The sequence below is a fragment of the Aestuariirhabdus haliotis genome (genome assembly GCF_023509475.1).
Lineage (GTDB): Bacteria > Pseudomonadota > Gammaproteobacteria > Pseudomonadales > Aestuariirhabdaceae > Aestuariirhabdus > Aestuariirhabdus haliotis.
This window is the reverse complement of sequence record NZ_JAKSDZ010000004.1, coordinates 191,642-213,943: the sequence shown is the minus strand read 5'-3', so window position 1 is coordinate 213,943 and position 22,302 is coordinate 191,642. Positions and strand designations below refer to the sequence as shown.

Below are 22,302 nucleotides of genomic sequence, written 5' to 3'. Positions count from 1 at the left end.
TTTCAAATATTGTAAATTTTTGCGCCGTCCCCTTGTCTGTATTGCCCGTAGTACGGTCGATGTAGCTCTTTTAAGGGTACTCAGCGTGTCTGATTCGCAGCCAGGTGACCTGCTTTTTTTGTCGGTTGCGAATTAATTTTGCTCAATATATAGACAGTTTTCATATTGTTACTGTATAAGACGTTTAGCTAATTTTGCGACACTTGTCGCTGATACTCGAGATCAGCTGCTATATGGTGCGCAATTAGGCTTAAGTTACGGCTTTCGTGTCAATGGAGTGCCCCGTTTTCTAATCGCCAGCGGTTGAAGGTGAATGGGGGCTGACTGAGTAACCTATTATGAACAAGCTATCTCTGGCCGGCTGGGAACAACGAGCTGCGAACCTGACAATCGAGGGGCGCGCCTATATCAACGGCCAATTCGTCGATGCGATCTCCGGGGAAACCCGTCCGACCTTCAATCCTGCTACCGGTGGGGTATTGGCTGATGTCGCCTTTTGTGGCCAGAAAGATGCGGATCTTGCGGTTCAAGTGGCCCGTGATACCTTTAACTCCGGAGTCTGGTCGGACATAGCGCCGGTGCAACGCCAACAGGTTCTGTTGCGCTGGGCCTACCTGATCGAAGAGCACTGGGAAGAGTTGGCGTTGCTGGAATCTCTCGATACCGGTAAGCCGATCTCCAATACCCTGGGCGACGATGGTGACATTCACTCGACTATTCGAACCACTCGCTGGAATGCGGAAAGCATCGATAAGGTTTACCAGGAAATACACCCTTTTGCCGAGCAAGAGCTGGCCATTGCCAGTCGAGTACCCATGGGCATCGTTGCGGCCATAACCCCCCGAAATTACCCCTTGGCGACAACGGCCTGGAAAGTGGCGCCTGCACTGGCCGCGGGTAACTCGGTGATTTTAAAGCCCGCCTTTAGCACCCCGCTGTCAGCTCTGCGGTATGCGGAGCTGGCTCGTCAGGCCGGGTTGCCTGAGGGTGTCCTGAATGTGTTGCCGGGCTCCGGCGCGGTGCTCGGTGAAATTCTGGGGCTGCATAAAGATATCGATTGCTTGACGTTTACCGGTTCGAGATCGGTCGCCGAGTTGATGGAAGATTATTCAGGACGCTCTAATCTTAAGCGCGTACTGAATGAGATTGGTGGCAAGAGTGCCAATGTGATCTTTCCCGATGCCGATCTCGATAAGGCCGCGGCTCGTCAATGTGCTGCCAACTATTTCCATACTGGACAAACCTGCACGGCCGGCTCTCGTCTTGCGGTGCACGAAGATATCCATGACGCCTTTGTCGAGAAACTGAAAGAATACGCTAAAGACTGGATGCCGGGGAATCCACTGGACCCCGATACCCTGGTCGGCCCCTGTGTCGATCATCAGCAACTGGAAGCGGTGGATCATTATGTTCGCCTGGGCCTTGAAGAAGGGGCTACCCTGGAACTGGGCGGTACGCCAGTGCTGGCTAGCGAACAGGGGTTCTATTATCAACCGACCATCTTTACCGGCGTGACCATGGATATGGTAATTGCCCAGGAGGAGATTTTTGGGCCGGTGCTGTCGGTGATTAAATTTGCCACCGTTGATGAAGCGATCGCCATTGTTAATGAGTCGATTTGTGGGCTGGCTGGCAGTGTCTGGACCCAAAGCCGGGATACCGCGCAATATGTCACCGAGCGGGTGCACGCCGGGGCCATGAATGTGAACTGTTATTATGCCTGCGATAACCAGATCTCCATGCCTTTCGGCGGGGTAGATCAGTCGGAACGCAAGCAGGTTGATTCTGGCCACATCTTCGATGACTATTCCGAGCTTAAAAAGCAGGACGTCATTGGTCCGGATTATTGATTCAGCAAAGCTCGGTTTGCCCTTGGCCCGTTCTTGGTAGGGGTTAACCCGATATTCCTTGTTGATGGACTTGCCTGCCGTCCTGTTAATCAAACTGATCTGGACTCATGGGTGTATTATCCGGCACCATTTTTATTTATTTCCTGTTCGGAAACAATCTATGCTGCCCCTTGTCGCTGTCTACGGTTCGCTTCGTCGAGGACTGTGGAATCATCATATTCTGGCACACTCAGAATATGTCGCTAAAACCCGGTTACCAGGTTGGCAGATGTTTTCCCTGGGCCGCTTTCCCGGGGTGCGTCGCGGACAGGGTTATATAACGGTTGAAATCTACCGTGTCACACCACCGGTTCTCAAGGCGCTGGATCAGATGGAAGGTTACTATCCCGAGCATACGAAGCCTCGCCTGGTTGACGAGAAAAAGTTCTACGATCGAGTGCAGGTAACGACGGGTAGCGGCCTTGCTCATTTGTACATCCTTGAAGATCGACGCTATTGGCAATCCCCACTGATCGAATCGGGAGACTGGGTCGGTCATCAACAGGAATCGTAAACCGATAGTTACTCGACTCGCTGCCATTTAAGCCTTTTTGCTCGTCCGTTTTGATCCTGTTTACCCATAACCGGTACAATCGGGCTCTTCGATCTTGGTTGTGGAGCAAGGGATATGTGGCAGGCATTCGGGCTGGCAAAGGTACTATTGGTCAGTTTTTGTTTGTGGAGTTCGAGTGTTGGTGCTCAAACTGACAGCCAGCAAGCCTTTGACCGGTTATTGGCCAGCCACCAGAAAATGATTCTTCTGCTCGCCGAAGCCACCGAGTTGGATCCCCTCGATCGTCATGTCCACAGCGCCAGAAATTTTTATGACCAGAGCCATCATGAGTTCTATCATCTGATTCAGCGTGCTGAGTCCGAGATGGTCTTGACCAGCAAGCGCCGGTTATTGTCCGTTACTCTTGAATTTATCGATTACTACCAGAACAACCAGGCATTGCAGCGTGCGGACCGGTTAGCGTTTGCGGATCTGGCCGAAGAACTGTTGTTGCTTGAGCAAGAGCGCCAGGTGCCGGCACAGGGCTTGATTCAGCTACGTGAAATCAACGCCGATATTCAATCGGTGTCCGATTTTTTTCGTGAGCAATATCGTAAAACCTTGTCCAAACTGGGCAAGAGTCGTGGCGCCAATGAAGACTGGCAGCACTATCTCGACTATTTACGTCAACGTTATGATGATCAGTCGCTTTTACAAGAGGTTGAGGCGGCTCCGCGGTTGAGCCGAGAGAAAACCCGCGGCGCTAATTTGGCAAGAGACAAAAAGGACCAGTTAGCCGGTCAATTGCCGAAGGTGGTCTGGGGCAATGGCCTGCCGAAAAAAACCGTGGTGCTGACTTTTGATGATGGCCCGCATCGTTTGCGCACGGCAAAAATTCTCGACACGCTGAAAACCTACGAGGTAAAAGGCTATTTCTTTGCGGTGGGCAAGAACCTGGGCTCGGTCACAACCGATGCTAACGGTCAAAGCCGGGCGACGTTAAATAAGCGCAACTTGAAAGTGATCGATCGCATTCTCGATGAGGGTCATATTCTGGCCAACCACAGTTTCTCCCACGCCGAGTTGACCAAGCTGGAGACCGAGCGCCAGATTGCCGAGCTCTATAAAACCAATGAGTTGATCAAAGCGTCGACCGGATTTGAAAACCGCCTGTTCCGTCCACCCTATGGTTCCAAGAACAAGGCGTTGGAATCGATTGTCGCCGAGCAGTCCATGGCGTCCATTATGTGGAATGTGGATTCGATGGACTGGGCCGACCCGATTCCGGAATCGATCGCCCAGCGCACCCTGGAGTTGCTCAACAAAAAGCAGCGTGGAGTATTGCTGTTTCATGATATCCACAAGCAGACCGTCGCAGCCCTACCCTTGATTCTTGAAGGCTTGGCCGAGCAGGGCTACCGGGTAACTACTCTGGATGGTTCCCCTTTTACCCTGGGTGACGAAGGGGTACCCAAGCTGCCCCAGGCAAAGAAGCCTGAGCTCTATAAAAACAGCTGGGCGGTGGTGATCGGGGTGAATGAGTATCAGCATTGGCCGAAACTCGACTATGCGGTCAATGATGCTCGCAGCATTGCCGACAAACTGCAGCAAGAATTTGGTTTTGCCAAAGACCATATCATCGAACTCTACGATGATGATGCCAGTCGCGATAATATCGCCGAGGTTCTGGGTTATACCCTGGCGGACCCGAAAAAAGTGGGTAAGGATGATCGCGTCTTTATTTTCTACGCCGGTCATGGCGCCACCCGGCCTCTACCCAGTGGCAAAAGCCTGGGATACTTGATTCCTGTCGATGCGGATCTGGAACGGTATCCGGTGCAGGGCATTAGCATGAGCCAGCTGAGTGACTTCTCGGCCATGATTCCCGCCAAGCATGTCTATTTTGTGATGGACAGTTGCTACTCGGGACTGGCACTGACCCGCTCCGGCGGCGGCGCGCAGGCTTTCAATTACCTTGAGCATATTACCGATCGCCATGCCCGCCAGATTCTCACGGCCGGTGGTGCCGACCAGGAGGTTGCTGACGGTGGACCCAATGGTCATTCGGTGTTCACCTGGGCCCTGTTGCAGGCGCTCGACGGTAAAGCGGACACCGACAACAATGGTTACCTGACCGCCTCTGAAATTGGGACTTACGTGTCCCCGGTCGTGGCCAGTTATGCGCCGCAGACGCCGGCGTTCGGTAATCTGATTGGCAATCAGGGAGGCGATTTTGTGTTTGAACTGGGTGCCGATTCGAGTGCTCGCAAGCAACAACTTGCCGCCCAGGAAAAGGCTCGCCAGGTGGCCGCACTGACCGCCAAGCAAGACGATTTAAGCTCTGAAATCGGGCGCCAGCTGGAGCTGCAGAAATCCCGTTCCGACACAGCATCATCGGTCGGCGCGCCGTCGACGGGCAACCCCGACACCGCGTTAAAGAATAACCAGCGGGTGCGAGCGGCTTATCAACTGGATGCAGAGGCCTTGACGCTGTTGCGAGCCGGCAAGTTGCTCGAGGCCGAAAAGAAGTGGGCCCAGGCGGTCAAGCTGAACCCCTACAATGAGAACATTGTGAATAACTATGGCTTTGTGCTCGACAAGCTGGGCCGTAACGACGAAGCCTTGATCTGGTATTACCGCACCGTCGAATTGGCGCCCCGTCGTACTCCGATCTACCTCAATCTGGGGGATATGATGGTCAAGCTGGATAAGCCGGAACTGGCGATCGCCTATTATCAGCGGTATCTGCACCTGTATCCCTCCTATAAAAAGGCGAAACAGCTACAAGCCAAAATTAAGGCCCTGGCGGAGGGCTAGAGTTCAGCTTTTGGAATGGCGGCGGATGGTTATGCACAGTTTCTGTGGATAGATGTGTGTGTAGTTGTGGAGCAGGTTGGGCAAGCCAGCAGTAGTCGCCGTCTCGATGCCTTTGGATGATTTTTGATCGCCGCGTCAGGGCGGCTAAATCGCGCGGATATATCGGGCAACTCTGGCCGATTTTAGCTCTGGGAGCCCCACTGGCTTTGAAGCTAATTGTGCATTCTATGACCTGTACCAATACGGGTCTCTTTTCGTGAACCCCGGTTTAGGATAGCATTTGCGCTTTCCTCGCCAGTGCGACGGGACTGAGTTCCCTAAACAATAGAAACCGATGACAACTTCCCAAGCTTCCCCCCAACCGCGGGTTTCGCTGCGTAGCATTAGCAAGCGCTTTCCCGGGGTTCTAGCCAATGATCGGGTTAATCTCGATATCCTGCCCGGAGAGATCCATGCCCTGCTCGGTGAAAACGGAGCGGGTAAAAGCACCCTGATGAAAATGATCTACGGTGTCATGCAGCCCGATGAGGGGCGGCTGTTCTGGGACGGTCTGCCGGTGGAGATTGGTGAGCCTGCGGTGGCGCGTAAGCTGGGCATCGGTATGGTGTTCCAGCACTTTTCATTGTTTGAGACGCTGACCGTGGCAGAGAACATTGCCCTGTGCCTGGACCCTGACGAAGCCAAAAACATGTCGGTTCTGGCCCAGCGTATTCGTGAGGTATCGTTGCGTTATGGTATGGCACTGGAACCGGATCGTCTGGTGCACACCTTGTCGATTGGCGAGCGTCAGCGGGTCGAGATTGTTCGCTGCCTGATTCAGAACATTCGCTTGCTGATTTTGGATGAACCCACTTCGGTACTAACCCCGCAAGAGGTCGAGGGGTTGTTCACAACTCTGCGCCAGTTGTCCGACGAAGGCTGCAGTATTTTGTTTATCAGCCATAAGCTGAACGAAGTTCAGGCGCTGTGTCACAACGCGACTATTTTGCGCGGTGGCAAGGTGACCGGAGAATGTGTCCCCGCCGATGAAACCGCCGAGAGCATTGCCCGTTTGATGGTCGGCGACGATACCCCGGTCAGCGCCATTCACGACCGCGCCCAGGGCGGCGAAGAATACCTCAGTATCCACAACCTGAGCCAGGTCTCCCGCGATCCCTTCGGCGTGTCGCTGCACGACATTAACCTTAATGTTTGCGCCGGTGAAATTGTCGGTATTGCCGGGGTGGCGGGGAATGGTCAGGAAGAGTTGCTGGCGGCGCTCAGCGGCGAGTCGCTGGAGAGTCATCGAGAATCGATACGTCTGCCCCATGGTTATATTGCTCATATGTACCCGGGTCAGCGCCGGGAAGCCGGTTTGGCATTTGTGCCCGAAGAGCGATTGGGTCGAGGGGCTGTACCCGATATGAGCCTGGCCGAGAACGGCTTGTTAACCGCTGCTCGTTCGGGGCTGGTCAGTCGCGGCCTGATCAACTGGGGTAAGACGCGGGACTTTGCCCGTCAGCTGGTGGACCAGTTTAATGTTAAATGTGCCAGTATCGACGCCCCGGCCAAGAGTCTGTCCGGCGGTAACCTGCAAAAATTTATCATGGGGCGGGAGATCCTTCAGCATCCCACCCTGTTGATCGCCTCCCACCCCACCTGGGGGGTTGATATCGGCGCTGCGGTGGCCATCCACAAAGAACTGATCAAACTGCGCAACAAGGGTGCGGCCATTCTGATTGTCTCCGAAGATCTCGATGAGCTGTTTGAGATCAGCGATCGCATCTGCGCGATCTGTCATGGACGCTTGTCGCCGATGGCGGAAACGGCCAAAACCAGTATCGCCCAGGTGGGCAGTTGGATGGCAGGGCACTTCGGGGAAGCCGACGATAACCTCGACCAGAGCAACCGGGAGAATACCGATGTCGCTTAGTATTCAGCGTCGGGCGGAAGAATCCCGTGTCATGTCCTATTGTTCCCCCTTGCTGGCCCTGGTGTTAACCCTGATTACCGGTGCGTTGTTGTTTTGGGTGCAGGGCGAGTCGCCCCTCGGCGGACTCTATACCTTCTTTATATTACCCGTGGCTGACCTCTATGGGTTATCGGAGCTGGGAGTGAAAGCGGCTCCTATTTTGCTCTGTGCCACCGGGCTGGCCATTTGTTACCGAGCCAATGTGTGGAACATCGGTGCCGAAGGCCAGTTACTGATGGGGGCCTTGATCGGTAGTTGGGCCGCGCTTAACTTCCTGGAGACCACCTCCAGCTGGGCGTTGCCGCTGGTTCTGTTGACCGGTGCCTTTGCCGGTATGGCCTGGGGGGCAATTCCGGCGTTGTTGAAAAACCATTTCAACACCAACGAAATTCTCACCACCATCATGCTCAACTATATCGCCCTGAACCTGTTGCTGTTCGGGGTGCATGGGCCATTGAAAGACCCGGCGGGTTTTAACTTTCCCGAGTCGGCATTGTTTACCGAAGGGATAACCCTGCCGGTATTGATGGAGGGCTATCGCCTGCACCTGGGCGCACTGTTCGCGTTGCTCGCGGTGGCGGTAATCTGGGTGGTGCTGAGTCGCACCTTTATCGGTTTCCAGATTCGCGTGCTGGGGCTCGATAGCAGCGCAGCCCATTACGCCGGTTTTCGTGAGAAGAAGCTGGTGCTGCTGGTGTTGCTGTTCAGTGGTGGTATGGCGGGTCTGGCCGGTGTTAGCGAAGTGACCGGTCCCATCGGCCAGCTGGTACCTACCGTATCGCCGGGCTACGGCTATTCCGCCATTATTGTTGCCTTTCTGGGGCGACTGCATCCGGTGGGTATATTGCTGGCCAGCTTGCTGATGGCGTTGGTCTATATGGGTAGCGAAATGGGTCAGATCGAAATGGGCCTACCGCTGGCGCTCGGCGGCCTGTTCCAGGGTGTTTTGCTGTTCTATCTGCTGGCTTGTGACTTCCTGATTTTATATCGCATTCGTTGGCAGCGGGCCGACACCAATGCCGTGGCGAGTGAGGCCTGATCGATGGATATCGACCTGATTACCAATATTTTATTTGCCATGGTGCGGACCGGTACACCCTTGTTGCTGGTGGCGCTGGGTGAACTGGTGTGTGAAAAATCCGGTGTTCTGAATCTTGGCCAGGAGGGCATGATGCTAATGGGCGCCATGGCCGGCTTCGCAATAGCGTTTACCACCGGCAACCTCTGGTTCGGAGTCGCCGCTGGTATTGCTGTGGGTATGTTGATGTCGCTGTTGTTTGGTTTCCTGGCGCTGAACCTGAACGCCAACCAGGTCGCCAGCGGTTTGGCATTGACCATCTTCGGCGCAGGCCTGAGTGCCTATATTGGCAGTGACTTTGTCGGCAAGCCGCTGACCGGAATGGAAGCCTGGGTGATCCCGGTGTTGAGCGACATTCCGCTGATCGGCAAGGCGCTGTTTGCCCAGGATCCGCTGGTTTATCTCTCCTTTATTCTGTTTGGCGCGGTATTCATCTTTATCTACCACAGCCGTCCCGGGCTGATCCTGAAAGCCGTGGGGGAGTCTCCCGATTCTGCGGTGGCTGTCGGTTTGTCGGTGATTCGTGTGCGCTATCTGGCGGTGATGTTCGGAGGCGCCATGGCTGGATTGGGAGGAGCCTATTTGTCATTGGCCTATACACCACTCTGGTCGGACAATATGACCGCCGGCCGCGGCTGGATTGCGCTGGCTCTGGTGGTGTTCGCCAGTTGGCGAGTCGGTCGAGTGCTGCTGGGAGCTTACCTGTTTGGTGCCGCCAGTATCCTGCATCTGGTGATGCAGGGTTTGGGAGTGTCGGTATCTTCCAACCTGCTGGCTACTTTACCCTATATGGCAACCATCATTGTTCTGGTACTGTTATCCAGCAATCAGGCACGGATTAAGCTGTTTGCCCCGATGTCGTTGGGCAAACCCTTCCATAAAACACAATAGCCTGAGGCAGGCGTTCCTTTATGGGCGCGGGCGCGGCGAGATACTAGAAGACATTAACACTCTCAAGGAGATAAGGGATGAAAACTCGATTGACCTCGGCGGGACTGCTTCGCGGCGCTGCTTCATTGTTATTGGCGGCGGCGGTATCCAGCTCCGCCTTTGCGGCCGACAAGCTGAAGATCGGCTTTGTCTATGTGGGCCCCATCGGTGATGCCGGCTGGACCTACGAACACGATCTGGGCCGTCAGGAGATGGAAGCCGCACTGGGCGATAAAATTGAAACCAGCTATGTGGAAAGTGTCAGCGAAGGTGCCGATTCCGAGCGGGTGATTCGCAAACTGGCCCAAAGCCATGATCTGGTCTTTACCACCAGTTTTGGTTATATGAACCCGACCCTGAAAGTGGCCAAGGCTTTCCCCAAGGGTGCCTTTATGCACGCCACCGGTTACAAGCGCTCCAAGAACGTCGGTACCTACTCCGCGCGGTTCTATGAAGGTCGTTACCTGACAGGCGTTATCGCCGGGCATATGACCAAGACCAACACCATCGGTTACGTGGCCGCCTTCCCGATCCCTGAAGTGGTTCAGGGTATCAACGCCTTTACCCTCGGCATGCGCAGTGTGAACCCCAAGGCCGAAGTCAAAGTGGTCTGGATCAACAGCTGGTACGACCCGGCGAAAGAGCGTGAAGCCGCCGAAGCCTTGATCGCCCAGGGCGCCGATATTATTAATCAGCACACCGACTCTCCAGCGCCCGTTCAGGCGGCCGAAGAAAAGGGTGTCTATGCCTTCGGTTACGATTCCGATATGACAGCCTTTGGTCCTAAAGCACACTTGACCGGCAGCGTAGTGCATTGGGGTGGCTTCTATACGGAAACCGCCAAGGCGGTTCTGGATGGTACTTGGAAAGCCGATGACACCTGGGGTGGCATGGCTGCCGATATGGTCAAAATGGCACCCTATAATGCCGCTATCCCCAAAGATGTTGTTGCTCAGGTGGAAGGTTTGAAGACCAAGATCATCGACGGCAGCTTCCACCCGTTCCAGGGTCCGATCAAAAACCAGCAAGGTAAAGTTGTTGTGCCTGAAGGCACTACCATGAAGGATGGTGAGATTCTTTCATTTAACTGGTACGTCGAAGGGGTGCAGGGCGAATTGCCCAAGTAAACACCTTCTTTCTTATTGCTGAACAGAAGCCCGCCCCGTGCGGGCTTTTTTATGTTCATGGAAGAACGGTATGTCGCGAGGCCATGGATGGCCAAGAGCGACCTTGACAGGATGTACGGGTCGTTTTTTGCTACTGCAAAAACGGCACTTCCAACGTCCCTGTCGGTCGTCGCGTGAGCCAGGGATGGCGGAAGCGAATAAATGGAAGAACGGATCATGTTTTTGCTTATGAGCCAGGAAAAGAAAAGGCGAGCGATGGGATAAGTCCGTAGCTCTTACCTCTCTGTGTGAATCGGTTGTTCAATGAGGGCAAAATATCATGTTAGTTGTGAAGAGCGCGTAGCGGGATATTGGTTTCCTGTCGGTATTGCCGCTAAGACGTTATAAATCGACTCAAGTCGACCATTGGTCAAACACTGATTAAGTAAATCTGTACGCCCTTTTGCCGGCTATTTAAGTCTGGTCTTGGCCAGCTCAAAACACAATTCACAACCTGCCAGAGTGGCTTTGTTTCGTTCTATTATTGCGCAAGAAGAAGCGAAGTTGCCTGTGGGACGAAATTGCTTGTTTTGATGTTGAGTATCAGAGACGCCCTGGAAGATCTGTCAGGGTTTATGAGCTTCTCAAAATTTTCCCAAATCAACGGGTTAGGCTGCGCCCCTCCTGTACCCCGATGGCTTCCTTAGGGGTTTCGTGCGCTGAATGATGGTGTCTGTAATTGATTCGTGCAAAAAGATAAACAGGGTTTATTGCCCTGAAATTTGTCATCTAATGAAATTTTGTGCGGAATAATCAACAAAATTATAACGCTCTGGTCTTTCCATCAAATATGATGAATCCACACTTTGGTTGATGTGCTGGATGCTGTGACAGGTATAGGGATCTGTAGATAAGTGTTTTTTTAAAAGTATGAAATTAACTCATTTTAAGATATTAACAGCCCCTATGCGCTTTTATCACACTAACTAAACCCAATCAACAGTGCACTGGTTCATACTAGCTAAGGCGATACATTCAAATATTCTGTGTATATGCCGTCAAAAAATGGGTTCGATCATGTTTACACTACCTACAGTAGTAACGTTGTTTTATCTCAATAAAGTGCCGGTCTGCGAGTTGCCAAGGAGCGCGCAAGAGTTGTCTGCGATCCTTGGTTTGCCAAGGTTTTATACGTTTTCCAAAGCCTATGGAGGGCAAACAAAATACATTGCAAAAAACTACCGCTGTTCAACCTTATCTGAAATTTTGAATGAAGATGAATTAAAGGCGTTAAGTGATATTTATGGTGGTGACATGCTTTTTATACCCACAACAACACAGATAGACAGGCAGGTCAGAAACCTATTTATAAAAGATCTTATTGCTGTCGGAGTTTCTCAATCAAGAATTGCCATGCAGGTAAATCTTTCTGTGAGGCATGTAAATAATATTAAACAAAACAAAAAGTAATTCGCAATATATTCCATAACAATAAATGAATGGAGGCACTGTTATGTCAGCTATTAATTTCAATTTGGTTTATAACGCCTATTTTGAATATTTCAGTAACCAAATAGAGGATGCTGCTGGATCAGTGCTGTACAACCATCCCGATGGTTGGTTGTACTCTGATAAAGGAACAGGAGGCAGGATATCGAAGGTGAATGATTTTTGTTCCATCCTTACCAGTAATGGGGCTGGGGAGATGGTCTTTAAGCAACAATTACACGAATTTCCCAGATGGAAACAGTATCTTCTTGGTCGGACAATTTCGGCAAAAATTCGCTTGTCGTTACCCAGTGCCGCAAATGTGAGCCTGATTTTATCTGATGGTTTTCATGATGTTGAACAAACTATTAGCCAGCAGGGGGATCATTGTATAAAGCTCAAGATGAAGGTAGGCAGTAAGGCTGAAGTGGTATCTGTATCGATAGCAAGTTCTGATAGCGGCAAGCTCATATATATAGAGTCTGTCACCGCTAATCTGGGAAATCGACCAAAGCAAAACTTGGCTTGTATCGTAAGTGGAAGCATAGGGGAGCGACGTCAATATATAGCGGCTTTGGTTGCACCACCCCGTGAATTAAGTCTTTGTGCTGAACCTCTTGAGCTTACTGAAAATCAATCCCGTCTCGATAGTGTGATCAATAAAAAGTTTGGAGCCGGTCCGAATGGGCGTTCACTGTTACCTGATATGCGGGGGTATTTCAGTCGGGCTGTGGACAGAGGGGCTGGTGTCGATAAAGACGCAACAGACAGGGTCATGCTAGGTAACAGCCAGATTACAGGTGATTACCCGGGTACTTGGCAAGCAGATGCCTTCTATCAGCATAGTCATTCGTTGGGCTTTGTGACCGCGACAAATGTGCAAGGAGGTGGCGGAGGTATGGGGCTAATAACCGGTCAAACAACTGAAACCAGTGTCGCTGGAGGAAAGGAAACAAGGTCACAGAATATTGCGGAGCTATACACCATTAAATGGGCATAAATAGATTATGGAAACTTATCAACTTAAGGTAACTAATAATTCCAATAATGATACGACGTTTGCTTTGTATTTGGAGCAAGTTGAGACATTTCCTGGAGTATGGACGTTGGTATGGATGTGTGGCTATTGCGTTGCTGGTGCATCAGTCAGTTTTACCTGGAAGGAAAGCTTTTCGGGTATCTGGTGTCAGCCGGGTAAAAAACTTGATATAGGCGTTATATGCAATGTATCCGATTCGGTTCATGAAATGTCTGATGTTGCTTCATCGCAGCTTGTTCCCCTGGACAGTGATAATAATCATATCTCCTTAAGTTTTCTGAAAAGCCATGGCACCTACAAATTTAACGAAGTGGGTCAGTCATCACCCAGTAGTAGTTATATTACAAGTTGTGATGGCAGTGTGCCCAATGGAGATCAAATACCTGTATCACTAGCCGCTGGAATAGGTTTGGGCCTATCAGGACAAGGAGGGCTCCTGGTCAATGCACAAGCCAATATGAGTTTTGATTGGCAGGATAGCGTTAAATACAGACTTGTATTTGGGAATTATAATCTGGGCGAAATAATTGATGCTGATTCGGTGTCTGGCCAAAGTCTAGCTATCGATTATAGCCCGTTCAGTTGCTCTCTTGCCGCACAGCTTAGCAGCGCGAACCAATTGGTTCTTATGGAATAAGTGGATATGCAGATAATCGATGGAATAAAACAGGATGGTTTTATAGTCAATTTTCGATGAAAGGATGCGGAAATGAATTTCAAGGAACAAACATCCAAAGAGAAAAAAACGGAAACTATATACTGATGCTTGCCTCTATCTTTTGGAGCACATTGGTGAAAAGCACAGCACAAAAATACTGGCATCAAAGATGGCGACTAATCACACGACGCTATCAATAGTATTTAAGCAAAATTGTGGGATGGCGCCAATGAAATGGTTACGTGTCCAAAGAATGAAGAAGGCGAGATATCTTGTTGGATCAACACGTCTTTGTATTTATGAAATTGGTAATCAGGTGGGCTATCCAAGCGCTTCCGTTTTTACGGTGGCTTATAAGGCTCATTTTAATATTACTCCTGCCAGGGATAGAAAAAGTTTAGTTTTAGTAAATAAAAAATAAATGTTGATCGAATGTAAATGGTGAAGAATTAATCTCTAGTAGTCTTTATACGCTTCATCCGTTTTACCTTTTTAGGAGATCGGACTGGGGAAGATAATATCTACGTTAATGATAGGGAGATTACGATGACACAATTTACAGTTCAGGCAATTAATAGCTCGGCGAATGATTTTTACTTTTATATGTTTCAGAAATCACCAGAGCTTGAGCAGGCCGGATTTGTTTCCACTGCATGGTTAACGACGGCGTATAAGATATCTGCGAACGGTGGGGTAGCAAATTTCACGTGGTCAATAAATTATGGCTTGCAGTGGTCGCAGCAATCTACAGTGGCTCCAGGAACTATTGTCGGGCAAGGAGCACTACCGACAACGGTTTCTACAGCAGCGGGCGCTGATAACTACGTTGATTTTGTAGTGGCCAATCAGGTTCCAAAATTTACAAACCTACAAAATAATGGATCGGCTGGCTCGCTATTTATCAATACGGTTGGTGCGAATCCACAGATTCCGTCTGACACCTTTGTGTTTGGCCTTTCTGTCAACCAAAAGCTAGCCTGGGCGACGGCTGCTCAGAATGGACTCTTGTTAACCATGACGCCCAATGTAAAATTCTGGTTAACCTCCGGAACAACGATTGCCCAGAATGAGGTTTTGACGGCCAGTGTTACGTCGGGAGCCGCGGAGTTCGACTTTAAGGATGGGAAGAATAATGCCCAAATTACCCTTGGCAGTAACAATACCTGGAGCGCGCCGGAATACTCCGCTACGCCATATTTCGGTAATAGTGAAACTACCGGCTTGCAAGCTGCCCCCACAGCACATGGCTTTAGTAGTCGTTATCAGTCGCCCACTCTGCAATTCTCGGGTTCAGAAGGAAGCAACCCTTGTGACTCATTGATGGCCGCTTCGCACTATGACCTGACTAAGAGTTTATTGAAGCTTACGGAAAGTGAAAACAGACTGATGGATAAATGTGTATACCAGGGGCAGGGGAGTAACTCTTTAGCGGTTTCGAGTGGCGATGAGTATCGGAAATCGAAAGGCGTTACATTTGATTCAGCCAGTAATTGTATGGATGTCCAAAACCCCTTCATTCGTGGCACAATAACCGTGGGCGCAGCACTTGGCGCTGCCTTTATGTTTATGGTTGCAAGCAACATAAAGCTGAGAATTACCAGGGTTACAGCTACTGGAATCATTGATTTTGACTATAATGGTGAGCGAAGTCGAGATGCGATAGCGAATGCGTTTGCTGCGGGTCGGGAAATTCGATTCACTAATAGTGACGAGTAATACTTGTCATGAAAAAAGGAGAGGGTTTAACCCTCTCCTGATTATTAAGTAGAGTCATAGGTAACGATTTTTGTTGATGATTCCGAAAGGTATGTTGGAATCGATCTTAAATAGATCCATCCCAATAATTGAATTCTGTGCCGCGAAGTAGAAAGGAAGAATCGATTCCTACAGATAATGAGATGATTGTGCGATCAGTAATCGAGATAACGGCTATAGTGAGATCTTGGTAGGGAGTCAAATCATTTTTTTATACTAGACTGGATCCTATCAGTAATTAGGAATCATTCTAAGGGACGTTATGTATGCAGTTATCTCAAAAAACTTGCTTATCTGTATGTTTGCTTATTATCAGTCTTCTTGCGCCAATTGAAAGCTCTTTCTCCGCTGAAAAAAAGCTAAGCAATTATCTCAACGCTATTGTTTATAACAGCGATAGTAAAAACTATTATCTATTTTCTGGTGATAGATATGCAAAGAAACCTTATGGAAAACCAACACAATCATCAGTACCCATTTCTGAGGGCTGGAAAGGTTGGCCGTGGAAGGATGGTAAGGTAGATGCTGCAGTTTATAATAGTGATAAGAAAGTTTACTATTTTTTTAAAGATGGACAGTATGCTCGTAAACCTTTTGGTAAGCCCTTCGATAAGGGGTATCCACGACCAGTAAGTATGTGGTCCGGGTGGCCATCTGAATGGGGTAGCGGAAATCCAGATGCGGTAATTTATAATTCAAAATCCAAGAAATACTATTTGTTCAAAGGTGTTAACTATACAAGACACTCTCATGGCGGAAGTCCTGATTTCCCTCCTAAGCGAACTGCTTGGTCTGGTTGGAATGAGAAAAGACCGGTAACCGCTGCAGTATTTGCTAAAGACCAAAATTCCTATTATTTTTTTTCGGGTGTAGGTTATGCCAAAAAACAATATGGCCAGGGACATTCGTTTACAGCTATCCGCGACACATATAAGGAATGGTTGGGAGGGAGGGTTGGCAAGATAGGATCGAATAGTTCAACCAAGTATATTTTAGATAGACTGGGATCTGATAATTTCGGCCGTGAAGTTGATATTGAATATGGTGAAAGAGCCAATAAATTCAACATGCCAAGTTATGAAAATGGGGATCATATTCAAGGGCTGGCGGTGTATCAGGATAAAATGTTTTTTACCCATTCTAGTAAGGGCGGTGATGGGGTTCTGGTCATGGCAAGTATATATGGTAACGAATCCTCTGTAATTCGTCTCGGAGGGGGGCATCCCGGTGGTATTCAAATGCTACTAAATCGTATTGCCATTCCAATTAACGATTTGTCGAGTGGAAAATCTGGTAGTGAGATACGATTTATACAATATAGCGATAATAAGCTTAGTGAATTAAAGCACCTGAGGATAAAAAGCAGTAAAAATCTGGAAGCTGTTGCTTACTTTTTTGATGATAAAACATCTCGGGAATATGTGATCGCAACCCATTGTACGGGTATGTGTCCTGATTGGGATGATCTTTCAGGAAAGAGTGTTGTTGATAATCCCAACGTGGTGGCCTGGTGGCGATATCCCGGTACCTCACTATGGAAATCAAGCTCTGTAAAAGGTGTAGTTTCAAGTGCGACGGCCCTCATTGGTGCTGGCTCGAATGGATCCAATAGGCCCTATATTATGGCTTTAGGTAAGGATGGGGATGGTATCGAAGATAGCCATTTATACATTCAGAAGCTCGGCATATCCCCAAAAGATAATACCATTTATGGATTTACCTATAAAAAGCTCGTGATTGAACCAGACTCTAATAGAGAGTCAACATTTACACGCTATGTACATAGTGAGAATGTACGTTTCGGAGCCGCTGTTGCTTGTGCAGATGAAGATGGCATTAGTTATTGGTATTCGACCGATATTTCAAAGTGTAAGGCAATAAAAATTATTTCTACTGAAAGGAATCTTAGCAACGGTGACATTGTTAAGGGTGAGTCTAGAAGTCATTTAGAAAAGCCAGCGTTTGAGGTCACAGAATTCTATGAGTGACTATAGGATATATAAATGATTATACGATTTTCAGGTAATAATGCGTGCGTAACCTCAAATCAATAAAACTCATTTCAGGAGGATTGGTGTCGGTTTCTAATTGATTACATTTGATTTACAGCATGAAAATACGCAAGTATGATCAGCTTTTTTCTGTATCGACAATGCTCGTAATTTTGTCCTGTTGATTAATGGCAGTGTATGCGGCATAAGTAGCATTTGAAGTAGATAAACCAATTAACGATAAGTTGGAGTAGAAGTTGAAAGCATTTCGATGGGTGAGTTGGCTGGAAGGTTTGTCTTATTTGCTGATACTGGCGGTGACGATTGGGTTTATTTCTCGGGAATATGTTTTTCCACTAGGTATTATGCATGGCGTGCTGTTTTGCGCTTATTTGGTCTTGTCCCTTCAGGTATCCCATAAACGAAGCTGGTCTATCTTTGGCTGGTTACTTGTTTTTCTGGCAGCCATCGTGCCTTTTGCCTTTGTTGCCGTCGAGCTGTATCTCAGGAAATTGTTGCGCGCCGATAACGCGAACGATGCAGATCTGGCCTTGGCGGCAGAAAACCCTGCTACGCCATAATTTGAAATCAGTCATTAAATGATAATAATTCCCATTATTATTTGATTTTGATATAGTGCTTCCCTGATCTCAGTGCTGCCCCTTGCTGTGGGCCGCTGGGTACTTATCAATAATCAGGATCGAGCAGGCTCCAGTCCTCTGGGGCCAGACCAATAATTCTAATGCGTACTGCCACTAAACCACCCGGTAGCGATATTCTGGTGGTCGAAGATGATACCGACCTCAATGAGCAACTGACCCAACTATTGCGGGCGGCCGGGTACTGTGTCGATCAATGCCACGATGGCGAAACGGCATTGGTGATGCTTACGAGTAAATCCTATCAACTGGTTGTATTGGACATTATGTTGCCCAGGCTTGATGGGCTTTCCTTACTGGCTAAACTCCGACAAACCCATCAAATCCCGGTTGTTATTGTCTCCGCAAGGGGCGCCGAAGAGGAGCGGATCCACGGTTTAAGTCTGGGAGCCGATGACTATCTGAGTAAGCCCTTTAATACTACCGAGCTACTACTGCGAATAGCCGCTATTCTGCGGCGCAGTCGTGACACGAATGGCGTGGCCGGGGTGACCGAGCTTCATCTTAACGGCTTAAAGGTTGATACCAGTAACAGGGTGGTGTCCGTTAATGGTCGCATGCTGGAACTCACACCTATTCAATTCAGGTTGTTGAGTGAACTGATCAGCAGACAGGGTGAATTGCTGACAAAGGCCGACCTTTACCGAAGCGTACTGAATCGCAGGCTGGTAGCTCATGATCGCAGTCTGGATATGCATCTTAGCCGGGTCAGACGTAAGCTGAACCAGGCGGGCTGGTCGGGCGAACGCTTGCAAACGGTTCATGGCAAAGGGTATTGCATCGCGTGAGGCGCCGTTTATTCTGGAAAATGTGGTTGATCATTGCGACCGGCGTTGTGGCTATGATTTACGTTATTGGTCTGGTAACATCCAATGCCGAAGAAGATATGAGTATTATTCATATTGAGGATAGAGAGCAGCTGAGGCGATGGTGTAGTGAAGCAGAAACGCTTTTCTTGTCGGGAGATTTACCGGCATTAAATCGATGGTTGCATCAACTCGAGCGGCAAGAAAACACCTGGGTTTCGGTGGCAAGATCTGATATTCATTTTTTTGCAGGTGATCCAGCAAAGGGAGAGTATTCGGACGATTACAGTCTGGGTAGGAACGTCGACTGGAAGATCCACCTGTACTTCGTCGAGAATCCGGTAATGGAGCTTCCCTTTAGTGATGGCAGTGCCAGTTTATTGATCCGATTGCCAGACCGTATGCGTCCAGGTTCCTATTGGAACTATGTCAAGCTGAGTCTTCAAGTGTTGCTACCAATGGTATTGCTGGCATTGGTGGCGGTTGTTCTCTATCGGCATATTATGTTGCCCCTGCGTCAGCTGGGAAAAGCCACACGCGCTTTTAGTCGGGGTAATTTTGATGTGCGGGTGCAGAAACTGTTGGGTAATCGTCGGGATGAATTAACTGATCTTGCGATAACGTTTGATTTGATGGCCGCTCGGATTGGGGAACTGATCGTCAATCAAAGGCAGCTAATTTCAGACTTGTCGCACGAGTTACGGACGCCGCTGACCCGATTGGATATCGCTGTAGAGGGGCTGCTTCAGGATGGCAAGAGGTCCGCTAATCTGGAGCGGGTTCGGCGCGAGTCTGTGCACGTGCGCAAGTTGGTTGAGGACACGCTGACCTTGGCCTGGATGGATAACGAACGGCCCAGGCTTCATGATGAAACTCTCGATCTGGTTGATCTGCTCGATGTTGTTATCCGGGATGCCCGTTTTGAATTTCCGGACCGGATTATTACGGCTGAACTGCCTCAGGAGGCGGTGCTGGAACGCAGCAGTCATCGGTCCTTGGGGCAGGCGTTGGAGAATATCATTCGTAACGCACTGCGCTATTCGCCGGTCGGTGAGTCGGTTTATATCGCCCTGCAGAACCAGGGAGACGACTATTCCCTACGTATTTGCGACAGTGGGCCGGGCGTTCCTGAGCAGTATCTGGAGGCGATCTTTCGGCCCTTTTTTCGCATCGACCCATCACGACAGGCTGCCAATAGTGGTTTCGGTTTGGGGCTTGCGTTGGCTCGAAGGCAGCTTGCCGCCGTGGGTGGTTGTGTCTATGCCCGTAATCGGGATGCGGGCGGGTTATTAATGCAGGTAACCCTCCCGAAAACCTGAGCTGCTGGGCGTGACCTTGCGGTGAATGGGCTGTTTATCTGCGTTATTTCTGAAGCCTCATAAACCGATTTTAACCGCCCTTCATTCGGGAGAAGGCTGTTTTTTCCTGGCATTGTCCGCCACCAAAATGAAAACTAACCCTGTGCCATGGGGTGGCGGTAGATGTAACAAATGTAAAACCCCTGTCCTTCTCCCGGTAAATGAGAATAATTCCTATTTTTGAATTATTAAGGCACTGTTATGCTGACTGTTACCCCTAAGAGATGTGCTGTAGCGATCATGCTGGCCGGTTCCAGCGCCATCCCAACCCAGACGATTTTTGCGGACGAAGTCCCCGTCGAAAACGTTCAATCGGAACCTGTGGTGGTGGTAGGGCAGGCGACCAATACCGTTGTTACCCCGGAAGCGTTAGAAACCTACCAGGCGAATGATTTATCCGATGTTTTCCGCCATGTACCTTCGGTGTCGGTCGGCGGTTCGGTCGGCATCGCCCAGAAAATTTATATCCGTGGTCTGGAAGATACCTTAATCAATGTCACGGTCGATGGTGCGCCCCAAACCAGTTCTTTGTTTCACCACATTGGGCGTGTGTCTATCGAGCCGGAATTGTTGCAAGCGGTTGAGGTGCAAGCCGGGGCTGGTGAAGCGACCAGTGGTGCCGGTGCCATTGGGGGAGCCATCCGCTTCAAGACCAAAAGTGCCTCAGACTTGCTGCGAGATGGCGAGCAGTTCGGTAGCATCGTAAAAGCGGGTTACTTCAGCAACGATGGCCATAAGACCAGCGTTACCGGGTACGGTAAATTGACTGAAGACTGGGGGATGCTCGCGTCCTTCACGCGTCTCGACAGCGACAATATGGAAGATGGCAGGGGCAACGAACTGTATGGGACCGAGGCGGATCAAAAGCTCGGGTTTATCAAATTCAATGGTGAGTTAACGGATGATCAGTCAATCAGTCTGAGCTATGAACAGCGCAACGAGGATGGTGATTTTGGGGCCCGACCCAACTGGCCCGTGCTGGAAAATGATGATCTGTTTCCTATGGATGGTGTGCGAAAGACCGGGGTGATTAACCATCGGCTGAATAGTAGTGATTGGATTAATCTGGAAACGACCGCGTACTACACCGAATCGACCATTGAGCAGGATCGCTACGATCGTTGGGGACGCTATGAAGGCTCTATCGAAACCTACGGATTCGACGTTCGTAATATCACCTACCTTGACTCGCATACGCTGACTTATGGAGCCGATTATCGTCACGACGAAGCCAGCAGCAAATACTTGGATGATCCCTCGGTATGGCAAGGTTGGGCATGGGATCCAGCCATAGGGTCGTTTAAAGAAAAGGGTAGTGTTGAAGGGGTCTATATCCAAAACCATTGGCAAATAACCGACCAGATGTTGCTCAGTTTTGGTAGCCGTTATGACAACTATGAATTGAAGCAGGTTACCTATAATCATGATACCGACAGCAATGGTTTCAGTAACAATATCGGTCTGGCTTATGCGCTGAGCGGTGACTGGACGCTTACAGCGGGCTATGCCGAGGCGAGGCGAGGCAAGGAAGTCGGCGATACCTTTACGTTGGAACATAATCCAAACGCTGTTTCATTGCAGCCGGGGCTGGATGCAGAAACGGTTGAAAATTTCGAATTTGGTCTCGAGTATCACGGCGATAATCTGTACTCCAAGCTGTCATTGTATCGTTCCAATATTTATGACGTTATTTACGATCAGCAAGGTCGGGGAGCCGCGCCCGAGGACAGCACGTACTATGAAAATATCGGTAAGCTGAAAACCGACGGACTGGAATTGTTGATTGGTTATCAGTGGGATGCACTTAACCTGCAAGCCAGCTACCACACGATGAATACCGAACTCAACGGCAACGACGTGGAAGGCTACGAGCACGTTGGTCTGGGCAATTCCTTAGGAGATACCTGGAACCTTAACCTGGTGTACAGCTTGTCAGACAGCATCGAAATGGGTTGGCACTTTACCTATGTTGAGAGCTTGAAGAATGTTGAAGTGCTGCATCGCTCTGCTGAGTTGGGTTGGATCGGTGAAACCCAGCGAATCGATAAGCCCAGCTATCAGGTGCATGACATTTATGTGCAGTGGCTACCGCTGAATGATGACCGCCTGACCCTTAACTTTACCGTACAGAACCTGTTTGACGAATATTACAGAGATCACGCCAGTGTCGGCGACTATTCCGAGATAGCGGGCTGGGAAACTGTTGCCGGCTTGTACGAGCCGGGTCGTGATGTTCGACTCTCCGTTAGCTATAAGTATTGATCGAAAATGCTTGGGTAGAGGT

Annotated in this window: 17 protein-coding genes; all 17 read left to right on the top strand. The window is 49.6% G+C overall.

Annotated features, from left to right (window positions below; genetic code table 11):
* Positions 1-338: 338 nt before the first annotated feature.
* The 17 genes from MIB40_RS05510 (at position 339) to MIB40_RS05430 (ending at position 22,280) form a co-directional block, all read left to right on the top strand.
* Positions 339-1,850, top strand: a complete 1,512-nt coding sequence (locus tag MIB40_RS05510) for an aldehyde dehydrogenase family protein (RefSeq protein WP_249691760.1) — start codon at positions 339-341, stop codon at positions 1,848-1,850.
* A 160-nt stretch (positions 1,851-2,010) separates the two neighbouring features.
* Positions 2,011-2,403 carry a gamma-glutamylcyclotransferase family protein gene (locus MIB40_RS05505; RefSeq protein WP_249691758.1) on the top strand — a complete coding sequence of 131 codons (393 nt, stop codon included), beginning with the start codon at positions 2,011-2,013 and terminating at the stop codon, positions 2,401-2,403.
* A gap of 114 nt (positions 2,404-2,517) precedes the next feature.
* Positions 2,518-5,199, top strand: a complete 2,682-nt coding sequence (locus MIB40_RS05500) for a polysaccharide deacetylase family protein (protein WP_249691756.1) — start codon at positions 2,518-2,520, stop codon at positions 5,197-5,199.
* A gap of 334 nt (positions 5,200-5,533) precedes the next feature.
* On the top strand, positions 5,534-7,111 hold the full coding sequence (locus MIB40_RS05495) for an ABC transporter ATP-binding protein (RefSeq protein ID WP_249691754.1): 1,578 nt from the start codon (positions 5,534-5,536) through the stop codon (positions 7,109-7,111).
* Positions 7,101-8,189 carry an ABC transporter permease gene (locus MIB40_RS05490; protein ID WP_249691752.1) on the top strand — a complete coding sequence of 363 codons (1,089 nt, stop codon included), beginning with the start codon at positions 7,101-7,103 and terminating at the stop codon, positions 8,187-8,189. Before MIB40_RS05495 ends, MIB40_RS05490 begins: the two co-directional genes overlap by 11 nt.
* A 3-nt stretch (positions 8,190-8,192) precedes the next feature.
* Positions 8,193-9,119: an ABC transporter permease gene (locus tag MIB40_RS05485; RefSeq protein WP_249691750.1), complete on the top strand. Its 927-nt coding sequence runs from the start codon at positions 8,193-8,195 to the stop codon at positions 9,117-9,119.
* Positions 9,120-9,196: 77 nt separating this feature from the next.
* Entirely contained in the window at positions 9,197-10,285 is a 1,089-nt protein-coding gene (locus MIB40_RS05480; RefSeq protein WP_249691748.1) for a BMP family ABC transporter substrate-binding protein, read from the top strand.
* Between the two features lie 1,056 nt (positions 10,286-11,341).
* Positions 11,342-11,734 (top strand): hypothetical protein, encoded by a 393-nt coding sequence (locus MIB40_RS05475; RefSeq protein ID WP_249691746.1) that lies wholly within the window; start codon positions 11,342-11,344, stop codon positions 11,732-11,734.
* Between the two features lie 43 nt (positions 11,735-11,777).
* Complete coding sequence (locus tag MIB40_RS05470) at positions 11,778-12,752, top strand: hypothetical protein (protein WP_249691744.1); 975 nt, start codon at positions 11,778-11,780, stop codon at positions 12,750-12,752.
* Between the two features lie 7 nt (positions 12,753-12,759).
* Positions 12,760-13,428: a hypothetical protein gene (locus MIB40_RS05465; RefSeq protein ID WP_249691742.1), complete on the top strand. Its 669-nt coding sequence runs from the start codon at positions 12,760-12,762 to the stop codon at positions 13,426-13,428.
* Between the two features lie 190 nt (positions 13,429-13,618).
* Positions 13,619-13,870: a helix-turn-helix domain-containing protein gene (locus tag MIB40_RS05460; protein WP_249691740.1), complete on the top strand. Its 252-nt coding sequence runs from the start codon at positions 13,619-13,621 to the stop codon at positions 13,868-13,870.
* A 125-nt stretch (positions 13,871-13,995) separates the two neighbouring features.
* Positions 13,996-15,165, top strand: coding sequence for a hypothetical protein (locus MIB40_RS05455; RefSeq protein ID WP_249691738.1), 1,170 nt, complete (start codon positions 13,996-13,998; stop codon positions 15,163-15,165).
* Positions 15,166-15,470: 305 nt separating this feature from the next.
* The gene (locus tag MIB40_RS05450) at positions 15,471-17,192 is read left to right on the top strand and encodes a hemopexin repeat-containing protein (protein WP_249691736.1); all 1,722 of its coding nucleotides are present in this window, start codon (positions 15,471-15,473) and stop codon (positions 17,190-17,192) included.
* 260 nt (positions 17,193-17,452) lie between these two features.
* Positions 17,453-17,776, top strand: a complete 324-nt coding sequence (locus tag MIB40_RS05445) for a DUF3817 domain-containing protein (RefSeq protein WP_249691735.1) — start codon at positions 17,453-17,455, stop codon at positions 17,774-17,776.
* Positions 17,777-17,937: 161 nt separating this feature from the next.
* Positions 17,938-18,642, top strand: coding sequence for a response regulator transcription factor (locus tag MIB40_RS05440; protein WP_249691733.1), 705 nt, complete (start codon positions 17,938-17,940; stop codon positions 18,640-18,642).
* On the top strand, positions 18,639-19,979 hold the full coding sequence (locus MIB40_RS05435) for a HAMP domain-containing sensor histidine kinase (protein ID WP_249691731.1): 1,341 nt from the start codon (positions 18,639-18,641) through the stop codon (positions 19,977-19,979). Before MIB40_RS05440 ends, MIB40_RS05435 begins: the two co-directional genes overlap by 4 nt.
* Before the next feature lie 240 nt (positions 19,980-20,219).
* Positions 20,220-22,280, top strand: coding sequence for a TonB-dependent receptor domain-containing protein (locus tag MIB40_RS05430; RefSeq protein WP_249691729.1), 2,061 nt, complete (start codon positions 20,220-20,222; stop codon positions 22,278-22,280).
* The last annotated feature ends 22 nt before the right edge of the window (positions 22,281-22,302 follow it).

Excerpts from the sequence above, each read along its gene's own strand:
- MIB40_RS05510 (WP_249691760.1), top strand. The coding sequence starts at position 339 with ATGAACAAGCTATCTCTGGCCGGCTGGGAACAACGAGCTGCGAACCTG.
- MIB40_RS05495 (WP_249691754.1), top strand. The coding sequence starts at position 5,534 with ATGACAACTTCCCAAGCTTCCCCCCAACCGCGGGTTTCGCTGCGTAGC.
- MIB40_RS05455 (WP_249691738.1), top strand. The coding sequence starts at position 13,996 with ATGACACAATTTACAGTTCAGGCAATTAATAGCTCGGCGAATGATTTT.
- MIB40_RS05505 (WP_249691758.1), top strand. The coding sequence starts at position 2,011 with ATGCTGCCCCTTGTCGCTGTCTACGGTTCGCTTCGTCGAGGACTGTGG.
- MIB40_RS05500 (WP_249691756.1), top strand. The coding sequence starts at position 2,518 with ATGTGGCAGGCATTCGGGCTGGCAAAGGTACTATTGGTCAGTTTTTGT.
- MIB40_RS05450 (WP_249691736.1), top strand. The coding sequence starts at position 15,471 with ATGCAGTTATCTCAAAAAACTTGCTTATCTGTATGTTTGCTTATTATC.
- MIB40_RS05430 (WP_249691729.1), top strand. The coding sequence starts at position 20,220 with ATGCTGACTGTTACCCCTAAGAGATGTGCTGTAGCGATCATGCTGGCC.
- MIB40_RS05485 (WP_249691750.1), top strand. The coding sequence starts at position 8,193 with ATGGATATCGACCTGATTACCAATATTTTATTTGCCATGGTGCGGACC.
- MIB40_RS05480 (WP_249691748.1), top strand. The coding sequence starts at position 9,197 with ATGAAAACTCGATTGACCTCGGCGGGACTGCTTCGCGGCGCTGCTTCA.
- MIB40_RS05490 (WP_249691752.1), top strand. The coding sequence starts at position 7,101 with ATGTCGCTTAGTATTCAGCGTCGGGCGGAAGAATCCCGTGTCATGTCC.
- MIB40_RS05460 (WP_249691740.1), top strand. The coding sequence starts at position 13,619 with ATGGCGACTAATCACACGACGCTATCAATAGTATTTAAGCAAAATTGT.
- MIB40_RS05465 (WP_249691742.1), top strand. The coding sequence starts at position 12,760 with ATGGAAACTTATCAACTTAAGGTAACTAATAATTCCAATAATGATACG.
- MIB40_RS05440 (WP_249691733.1), top strand. The coding sequence starts at position 17,938 with ATGCGTACTGCCACTAAACCACCCGGTAGCGATATTCTGGTGGTCGAA.
- MIB40_RS05470 (WP_249691744.1), top strand. The coding sequence starts at position 11,778 with ATGTCAGCTATTAATTTCAATTTGGTTTATAACGCCTATTTTGAATAT.
- MIB40_RS05475 (WP_249691746.1), top strand. The coding sequence starts at position 11,342 with ATGTTTACACTACCTACAGTAGTAACGTTGTTTTATCTCAATAAAGTG.